Raw genomic sequence first — 9,052 nt, forward strand, 5'->3', positions numbered from 1 at the left:
CCGATCCCCGGATGGCCCAGACGGCCGATCTCGTGGTGCTGCAGGGCGGGGAGGTGGTTCACCGCGCCTCGTATGCTCCCGGACGTCTGCGGGACTGCTTCTCGATGACCAAATCGGTGCTGGCGATGTTGGTGGGCCTCGCGGTCGACAGCGGCGCCGTCGGTCTGGAGGAATGCGTCGAGGACGACGCGACGGTCCGGGACTTCCTGACCATGACCCGAGGCGTCGCCAGCGACGTCGAGGACATCGACCGGGTGATGGAACTCCCGTCGGGATGGGAGCAGGCGATCCGTTGCCGGGAGCCCAGTTGGGCGCCGGGGACGCGGTTCTGTTACGACAACGGGGCCGCGCACCTGCTGGCGATCTGGCTGAGCAGGCGGGTCGGTGACCTGGAGCAGTACGCAGCCGAGCATCTCTTCGGCCCCGTAGGCATCGACGAGGCCAGGTGGATGCGGGACCCCGAGGGCCACTGCTTCGGCGCCGCCCACCTGCGCCTGTCCGCGGTCTCCCTCGCCAAGCTGGGGCAACTTCTTCTTGACGGCGGTACGACGAGCACGCAGAGGGTTCTCGACCACTCCTGGGTGCGGGCGATGACGACGGCCTGGACGCCGGGCGGGCCGCCGGAGAACACGGGGTACGGCTACCTCACCTGGGTGGCCGACGAAGGATTCTTCTTCGGCGGCTGGGCCGGACAGCACACCAGCGTCTTTCCGGCGTACGACCTCGTCGTGGTCACCACGGGCCTGCCGAACCTCCTGCCCGCAGACTGGATCCCGGCCCGTTCCGCCGTACTCGCCCACCTCGGCACCGCCCCCACCGCCTCTGACGTCGACGGTCGCCCCGCCCTGGAACACTGACCCTGCAGCAGGCGGCCGATCTGCTTGACGTGACCGTGCCCACCACCCTCGGCACACCCCCTTCAGGTGCTCAGTTCCGTACCGTCCGTGAACAGCTCGCGGCGCCGGGTGACGATGCCGCCGGGCCGGCGGTCGGCATCCGGGCCTGCCCAGCGAGCAGTCGAGCCGCCCGTGCCGCTCAGCGCACAGGGAGCATCGCTATGGTGGCCGCCGTGTGGACAGTAGCGGTGTGTGAGGATGACGCCGCATTACGCTCCGTGTTGACGCGGGCCATCCGGTCGGCCGGGCATGAGGTCGTGATCGCCCACGACGGTGGTGAGGCTCTCCGCGTGTTCCCGGCGGCGTCCCCGGACGTGATGGTCATCGACATCGGGCTCCCGGACTCCGACGGGCGTGACGTGTGCCTGGCGTTGCGGGCGAACGGCGTGTCCGCGCCGGTGCTGTTGCTGACCGCCCTGGACGCCACCCATGACAAGGTCGCAGGGTTCGAGGCGGGGGCCGACGACTACCTCACGAAACCCTTCGCACTTCCCGAGCTACTGGCCCGGATCTCGGCCCTGGGCCGCAGGCACGTCCCTGCCGTCGAGGCGCAGCAGGTGCTTCGGCTGGACCCCTCGCGGCACGCCGTGGCGTTCGGTGAGCGGAGTCTTCCGCTGACACCGACCGAGTTCCGCATTCTCGCCAAACTGGTCGGCAGCGCCGGCCAGGTCGTCCGCCGGCACACGCTGGTCGCGGCAGGCTGGCCGATGGGCGCGGTCGTCAACGACAACACCCTCGACACCTACATCCGCCGGCTGCGGCGCAAGGTGGAGAAACTCGGCGCCCCACACTCGGTCGAGACGCGACGAGGCGTCGGCTACACGTGGCGATAAAGCACCTCACGCTGAGAGTGCGGCTGGTCGCCACGACCACGGTCGCCGCACTGGTGGCAGTGGGTGTGCTGGTGGTCGGCGTTCAGGTCCTGCTCGCACACGTCACCCGTACCGAGTCGATCAACGCGCTACGCGACCGGGCGGACGCTGCCGTGACGACGGTGCGTGGCACCCCGGAGCATCCACGGGTGCTCGACGTGCCCGCCGATTCCCTCGATCAGAACCTGTGGATCTACGACGCACGTGGGACACGGATAGACGGCGACACCCCGTCCCCGGGCCTGGCACGGGCCGTCGCGTCGTCGAGCCGGGTCACGCGGGAATCGTCTCGGGTGGTCTCCGGCCGGTACCGACTGCTGGCGCTTCCCGTACGCATCCGTGGCCGGGGTCCCGTCGTGGCCGTGGTCGTCGCCGGCGTGGACCTCACCCCCTACGAGTCCTTCGAACGCCGCGGTCTGTGGTTGTCGCTGGCCCTGGGTGCGCTGATCGTCGTGGCGGCGGGGACGGCGTCCTGGGCCGCGGCGACGTACTCCCTTCGCCGCGTACGTCAGATGGCGCGGCGAGCCGACGAATGGCGTGAGCACGACCTGTCCGGCCGGTTCGCCCTGGGGCCCCCGCGCGAGGAACTGACGGAGCTCGCGCAGACGCTGGATCGGATGTTGGACCGGATCTCCCGCGCGATCACCACAGAACGGCGCCTGACCGACGAGGTGGCCCACGAACTCCGCACGCCACTCACCGCCATTCGTTCCGAGGCAGAACTCGCCCTGCTCGACTCCGACGTCCCGGACCCGACGCGCAGAGCCCTGGTCGCAGTGGTCGACGCCACGGAGCAGATGAACCGGTCGATCTCGACGATCCTGGCCGTCGCGAGATCTGCGCATGCGGACAAACCGCACCTCCACCACGGTCGCCGCCGTCCTGGAGGAGGTGAACCACCGCGTCGCGCCGAGACAGGGTGTGACGGTCACCTTGAGGCCGGGCTCTCGACCGGTGGCCATTGTCGCACCGCAGGCTGTCGTCGTGGCGGCACTGACCCCCCTGGTCGACAACGCCGTACGCCACGCACGGACGGCCGTCACGGTCGAAGCCCGTACGGAGTCTTCACGAGTCCACCTCCTCGTCGAGGATGACGGAGACGGCGTACGGGCCGAGGAGTCGGAGCTCGTCTTCTCCCCCGGATACACCTCGACCGAAGAGGGCGCGGGCCTCGGCCTCGCCCTCGCTCGCCGCCTTGCCCACTCCGTCGGAGGAGTGGTCCGCGCGGAGCCGTGCGGAAAGGGTCGCTTCGTGATCGACCTACCCGGCGCCTGACCTGTCAGGTTATGTACAGGTCGGGTCCTCCAAGCTGGCCGGCATGACGAGTGCTGTGCGCCTGGAACCAACCGACAGCCGGCTCGGGACCATGTTGAACAAGGTGCCCGAAGTCACGGTGTACTTCTGGATCATCAAGATTCTGTGCACGACCGTGGGAGAGACCGCCGCGGACTACATGAACGACACACTGGGCTTCGGCCTGGACAAGACTTCCTACGTCATGAGTGCAGCCCTGGTCGTCGCGCTGGTCTTCCAGTTCCGCGCCCGCCGCTACGTCCCGGGGATCTACTGGCTCTCGGTGGTCCTGATCAGCGTTGTCGGCACCCTCATCAGCGACAAGCTGGCCGACGACCTGGGAGTGCCCCTCGTGGTCACGACAGTCCTGTTCGCCGTGCTGCTCGCGATCACGTTCGCCGTCTGGTACGCCAGCGAGCGCACGCTGTCCATCCACTCGATCGTGACCCGTAGGCGAGAGACCTTCTACTGGCTGGCGATCCTGTTCACCTTCGCCCTGGGCACCTCCGCGGGTGACCTCTTCGACGAGAAGCTCGGTGTGGGGTACTGGCCGACGGTGGGCATCGTGGCCGCGCTGATCGCACTGATCGCCGTGGCACACCTCGGCCTACGGCTGAACGCAGTCCTCGCGTTCTGGGCGGCCTACATCCTCACCCGCCCGCTCGGAGCATCGATCGGCGACGGAATGTCCCAGCCCACCAAGAACGGCGGCTTCGGGCTGGGCACCACCGGGACCAGCTTCATCTTCCTGGCGGTGATCCTCGCACTGGTCGTCTTCTTGTCCCTCACAAGAGTCGACCGCACCGAGACTCGGACGCAGGACGCCGACGATCCCGACTCGGATCAGCGCGACTCCGCCCCAGCACGGACGACCTGAGTCACATCTGACCGATCGACAACGGACGGCCGGCGGTGCCATGGTGGGCGGATGGACGACCGTACCGAAGTACGCGATGTCAACCGCGTGTTGGCTGTCGCGGCGCATCCGGACGACCTGGACTTCCTGGCGGGCGGGACGATCGCCGGCTGGACGCGCGCCGGGATCGAGGTCGCCTTCTGCATCGTGACCAACGGGGACGCCGGCCAACTGGGCGCGACTCCCCGGGACCAGGTGGCCGCCGTCCGCCAGGCCGAGACCCGTGTGGCCGCGCACGATCTCGGGGTCCGCGACGTCACGTTCCTCGGCTACGCCGACAGCCGCGTGGAGGTCACGCTCGCCCTTCGCCGGGACATCGCACGCCAGATCAGGCGAGTCCGGCCCGACCTCGTACTCACCTGGGCACCGGAACGCACCCGGGACTTCATCAGCAGCAACCACCCCGACCACCGCGCGGTCGGCGAGGCCACGCTGTGCGCGATCTATCCCGATGCCGCCAACCGCTTCATCCATCCCGAGCTTCACGACGACGAGGGCCTGCCGTGGCGCGCTTCCGGCGCGTGGCTGATGGGCGCCGCCGAACCGAATGCGTACGCCGACATCACCGACACCATCGACGCCAAGGTCACGGCACTTCGCGCGCACCGCAGCCAGACCGGCCATCTCGACGACCTCGCCCAGCGAGTCCAGGAGACGGCTGCCAAGGCTGCCCTCGGCGCCGGGCTTCCCGCGGGCCGCCTGGCCGAGGTCTTCCAGACCATTCCCACAGCCTGAGGAACCACTCGGGCCGCTCGGTTCTCGCGGACCGCCGGCGCAATCCCCGTTCGACAGAGGTTTCACCTCGACACCGCGCCACGCCTTCCGGGACAAGATCCTGCGGCGCTTCTACCGAACGGAGATCCGCTACGCACCGTCTGCCGTACGGTCCCGCCTCAAGAGGCTCGCCAAGGCGATCCGCGCCAGGGTCGTTGCGCGCTGATCCGCCGTCGGGCGCTCAGCGCCTGGTCTCGTACCTGGTCAGGAGCACGCCGTCGGGAAACGCCCGGGTCTCCACCAGGTTCAGGTTCACCCAGTTGTCCAGGGCCGTGAAGAACGGTGTGCCGCCGCCCACCACGACCGGGTGGGTGACCATCGCGTACTCGTCGATCAGCCCGGCCCGCATGGCCGCCGCGGCGAGGGTGGCGCCGCCGATGTCCATGGGACCGCCATCCTCGGTCTTGAGCCGGGTGATCTCGCTGACAGCGTCGCCGGTGACCAGACGGGTGTTCCAGTTGACCGCGCGGGTCGTGGAGGAGAACACCACCTTCGGCATGTCGCGCCAGCGGCGGGCGTACTCGATGTGCGCCGGTGTGGCGCCAGGCTGCTGGTCGGCGGTCGGCCAGTGGGAGCTCATCGCCTCCCACAGTCGGCGCCCGTACAGCGCCAGGCCCGTCGCCCCCACCCGGTCCGACCACCACTGGAACCACTCGTCGCTCGGCGTGCTCCAGCCAAGATCGTCGCCGGGCGCGGCGGTGTAGCCGTCCAGGCTCACGTTCATGCCGAGGATCAGTTTCCGCATGGTGTCCGTCTCCCGTGACTCGGGCGAACCTCGTCGACGAGCTCAGCGCGCTGCTCGACGAGGTCGTGGATCTTGTCGTCCTTCATGGTTGTCACTCTCGTAGCTGTCGGCTGTTCGGGCTCGCCTCTCGTGGGCAGCCATCACCCCTGCTACGAATGCCCCCGCCCCGATCCGACACCACCGCCCGGATTCTTTCGAGAAGCTTCCGCTACGCGCCGCTGGTCGACTCTGGGAGGCAGTGCGAGGCCTCTCATGGGATGAGCACGAGCTTTCTCCCGCCGGTCCGTCCGGTGGCTACGCGGGTGAAAGCGGTCGGCCCCTCGTACAGCGGGAAAGGTTCAGCCGCCAGGTGCAGTGCCCCGTCACGGAGCCGCTTCGCCAGCCCGGCGAGCTGAGTGGCATCGGGTTGGACTGTCAGGTCCGTGGTGGTGATGGCGCGTTCGGGTGCGGGTGCGTCGAAGGTCAGGGAGCACAGCCGCCCGCCGTCGCGCACCAGGGGCATGGCCGCCGCCGCTGTGCCGGCTGCGGCGGTCAGAGCACCATCGAACTGTCCATCTACCTGGTCCGGCCAGTCCTGGTCGTGGTAGTCGACGACCTGTGCCGCTCCGAGGCCGCGCAGGCGTTCGGTAGCAGAAGCGGATGCGGTCGCGGTCACTTCGACGCCCATGGCTGCGGCGAGTTGAATGGCGAGCGAGCCGGTGTTGCCGGCGCCGTTTGTGATCAGGAGCCGCTGACCTCGGCTGAGCCCCAGGGTTGCCAGGGCCTGCCATGCGGTGAGGCCGTTGACCGGCAGTGCTGCCGCATCCGAAGGCGTCAGCCCGGCCGGGCAGGGCGCCACGTCGGCCGCGGTGAGCAGGACGCGTTCGGCCCAGAAGCCGCTTCCGCCGGGCAGCGGGGCCTCATGCGCGAGCACCCGGTCGCCGACGGCGAACTGACTGACGTCGGCGCCGACTGCCAGTACTCGGCCCGCGCCCTCTACTCCCAGTGCCGCCGGCAGGCGCAAGCCCACGTCCCAGCCATCGCCGCTGAGCAGACCATCCCACGGTCCGACTCCGGCGGCCTCCACGGCCACCAGAACTTGACCGGGACCGGGAGACGGTGGGTCGGGCAGGTCCAGCAGGCTGATGTCCCCGCCCGGGACGGACACTCCGCACGCTCTCATCGGTATCCCCTTCGCCCAGTTCGACCGACCGGAAGCGGCACTGCGGGGATGTTGAGCGAGGCAACCCCACATCTCCTGTTCACGCAATGACTCGCATTCCCGATCGCATGACATTCCATGTCAAGCGGTTCCGAGGCGCACTTGCGCCGGAAGCAGGGAGGGGCTGGCCGGTGTCCTGACAGAACTTCCAGCGCCCCGCTGCTCAGCAACTCCTCACTGGAGTCCGGCGAGGCTGCCTTGGTCGAGCCGACCTTGGTTACACCGCCAAGTGATAGGACGTTATTGAAGATCCGACTGTGTCGACCGAACCGAAAGGCGTTCATGAGTGACAGCGTTGTCTTGCGCACGGCGGGGGCTGGCGATGCCTCGGTCCTCGCAGCCATCATTACTGCCGCCTTCGAGCAGTACCGTGGCCGGCTCATCCCCGAGTCGGGCGCCTTCCGTGAGACGACCGAGTCGATCAGCCGCGAGCTCGCGGCCGGTACCGGGGCCATCATCGCCGAGCAGGGCGAAGATGCAGTTGGTTGCGTAATGATCAAACCGGCTGACGGCGATCTCTACTTCGGACGCCTGGCAGTGACCCCATCGGCACGCGGTCGCGGCATCGCCCGGCGCTTGGTCAAGGCCGTCGAGAACGAGGCGGCCCGGCGAGGGCTGGCGGGTGTCAGGTTGGGCGTCCGGATCGTGCTGACCGAGAACCAGCGACTGTTTACGTCGTTGGGCTATGTAGAAACGTCACGCGAAGCGCACCCGGGGTTCGATCATCCAACCTCAATCAGCATGCGGAAGGTGCTGTCGCCTTCCTGATCAGTGAAGACCGCAGAACCCTGCCTCCGCCTAGGTCCTCTTCCGTGATCTTGAGGGCTGTTGCACGTGGTCAGGTGCGTCTTCGGCGAGCGAGGAGTGATGCCAGGACGTGATGTGGCCGTAGACGACGACATTGTCAGTCCACCCGGTCGACTTGGTGTAGGTGCCGCCGCAGGTGATCAGCCGGAGTTCCGGCGCGGCGCTCGGCCCGTATACGTCGGCTGCAGGGAATTCGTCCCTGGGGGTGAGCACGGTCCGGTCGACGCGATACTCCACCATGATGCCGTCGTGTCGAGTGAGCGTCACTTCGTCGCCGGGGCGCAACTCATGGAGTCGGTAGAAGACGGCCGGACCGCTGTAGCGCGAGTCGAGGTGGCCGACGATGACGGTGCGTCCGAGCTGGCCGGGAGTGGCACCGTACTTGTACCAGCCGGCAAGGTACGGCCGGTTCGGAGGCGGGACATCGATCGCACCGTTGTCGGCATCCCCGAGCGAGATGACGGGAGCCGCGACATCGATGGCTGGTATTTCGATGCGGCTCGGCGCCGAACGGGTTCTCAGAGGAAGTCGCTGAGTCGGTGCGTGTGCCGGGGCCTTCGCGGCGTGCGGAGCGGGTGGAGGGCGAACACCATTCAGGACGTCCGCACCGATCAGGCTGGCGCCGGCAGCAACGGTCACCGCGGTAGTGAGGACGGCGACGGCTCGTCGACCTTGCGAGCGGTCGCGAAGTGTACGCCGAAAGCCCGACCACATGTCACGCGCCAAAGCTTCGAAAGTCGTGCTTCCAGCGCCGTAGCACCACGACGCCCACGGTCACCGCAAGCCCGAGAGCCACCACACCGAGGAGGGCTGCACTCCGACCAGATCCGGAAGCGGACGTGACAGTGGCGCCATCACCAGTGTGCGGTCCTGGAGGTCCTGTGATCGCAAGGGCGTGGGCGCCTCCGGCGGCGATCGCCGTGATCGTGGTGTTGGACGGTAGGTCCACCCTGACGGGTGTGTTCTTGTTCTTGCGGTGACCATTCCCGAGCTGGCCCTGGGCACCCGCGCCCCAGGCGTGGATGGTCGACAGCGCCAGGCTGAAGGCGTCGCCGGCAGCAATCTGCCGTACCGGGTCTCCCGGGATGTCGACCTCGACAGGAATGTTGCTGTCGTCGTTGCTGCCGTTGCCGAGCTGGCCGACCTCGTTGTCGCCCCACGCCAAGACGTCGCCGGCAGTGGTCAAAGCCAGGCTGTGCGCGCCTCCGGCCGCGAGCTGGCGAACCGGGTTCGGCGGGATGTCGACCTCGACCGGGACGTTGCTGTCCTCGTTACTGCCGTTGCCGAGCTGACCATCAGCGTTGTCGCCCCACGCCAGGACGTCGCCGGCAGTGGTCAGAGCCAGGCTGTGCGCGCCTCCGGCCGCGAGCTGGCGAACCGGGTTCGGCGGGATGTCGACCTCGACCGGGACGTTGCTGTCGTCGTTGCTGCCGTTGCCGAGCTGACCATCGGCGTTGTCGCCCCACGCCAGGACGTCGCCGGCAGTGGTCAGAGCCAGGCTGTGCGCGCCTCCGGCCGCGAGCTGGCGAACCGGGTTCGGCGGGATTT

10 protein-coding genes and 1 pseudogene are annotated in these 9,052 nt (G+C 68.4%); 7 read left to right on the forward strand and 4 right to left on the reverse strand.

Translation table 11 applies throughout. From position 1 onward, the window contains the following. Window positions 1–11: 11 nt before the first annotated feature. From ABZV93_RS11905 to ABZV93_RS11930, 6 genes are all read left to right on the forward strand, one after another. A complete protein-coding gene (locus tag ABZV93_RS11905; protein ID WP_354933762.1) occupies window positions 12–857 on the forward strand; it encodes a serine hydrolase domain-containing protein in 846 nt (281 codons plus the stop codon). Window positions 858–1,057: 200 nt separating this feature from the next. Continuing rightward, on the forward strand, window positions 1,058–1,729 hold the full coding sequence (locus ABZV93_RS11910) for a response regulator transcription factor (protein ID WP_354933764.1): 672 nt from the start codon (window positions 1,058–1,060) through the stop codon (window positions 1,727–1,729). Next, entirely contained in the window at window positions 1,720–2,862 is a 1,143-nt protein-coding gene (locus tag ABZV93_RS11915) for a HAMP domain-containing sensor histidine kinase (protein WP_354933766.1), read from the forward strand. The genes ABZV93_RS11910 and ABZV93_RS11915 overlap by 10 nt, the downstream gene beginning before the upstream one ends. Beyond that, entirely contained in the window at window positions 2,753–3,043 is a 291-nt protein-coding gene (locus tag ABZV93_RS11920; RefSeq protein ID WP_354933768.1) for an ATP-binding protein, read from the forward strand. Before ABZV93_RS11915 ends, ABZV93_RS11920 begins: the two co-directional genes overlap by 110 nt. Window positions 3,044–3,086: 43 nt before the next feature. Next, the gene (locus ABZV93_RS11925) at window positions 3,087–3,938 is read left to right on the forward strand and encodes a hypothetical protein (RefSeq protein WP_354933770.1); all 852 of its coding nucleotides are present in this window, start codon (window positions 3,087–3,089) and stop codon (window positions 3,936–3,938) included. A 51-nt stretch (window positions 3,939–3,989) separates the two neighbouring features. Beyond that, window positions 3,990–4,712, forward strand: coding sequence for a PIG-L deacetylase family protein (locus ABZV93_RS11930; RefSeq protein ID WP_354933772.1), 723 nt, complete (start codon window positions 3,990–3,992; stop codon window positions 4,710–4,712). A gap of 220 nt (window positions 4,713–4,932) precedes the next feature. Here the strand turns inward: ABZV93_RS11930 and ABZV93_RS11935 are convergent, their stop codons facing one another. Next, on the reverse strand, window positions 4,933–5,496 hold the full coding sequence (locus ABZV93_RS11935; protein ID WP_354933774.1) for a dihydrofolate reductase family protein: 564 nt from the start codon (window positions 5,494–5,496) through the stop codon (window positions 4,933–4,935). Between the two features lie 250 nt (window positions 5,497–5,746). Further along, entirely contained in the window at window positions 5,747–6,643 is an 897-nt protein-coding gene (locus tag ABZV93_RS11940; protein WP_354933776.1) for an NADP-dependent oxidoreductase, read from the reverse strand. A gap of 336 nt (window positions 6,644–6,979) precedes the next feature. Here ABZV93_RS11940 and ABZV93_RS11945 point away from each other — a divergent pair, with 336 nt between their 5' ends. Continuing rightward, window positions 6,980–7,465, forward strand: a complete 486-nt coding sequence (locus tag ABZV93_RS11945; protein ID WP_354933778.1) for a GNAT family N-acetyltransferase — start codon at window positions 6,980–6,982, stop codon at window positions 7,463–7,465. Window positions 7,466–7,495: 30 nt separating this feature from the next. Here the strand turns inward: ABZV93_RS11945 and ABZV93_RS11950 are convergent, their stop codons facing one another. Beyond that, window positions 7,496–8,143 (reverse strand): class F sortase, encoded by a 648-nt coding sequence (locus ABZV93_RS11950; protein WP_354933779.1) that lies wholly within the window; start codon window positions 8,141–8,143, stop codon window positions 7,496–7,498. A gap of 76 nt (window positions 8,144–8,219) precedes the next feature. Next, a pseudogene (locus tag ABZV93_RS11955) lies at window positions 8,220–9,052 on the reverse strand (hypothetical protein); the annotation flags it as partial.

This window comes from Actinopolymorpha sp. NPDC004070 (genome assembly GCF_040610475.1).
In the GTDB taxonomy this organism is placed as follows: domain Bacteria; phylum Actinomycetota; class Actinomycetes; order Propionibacteriales; family Actinopolymorphaceae; genus Actinopolymorpha.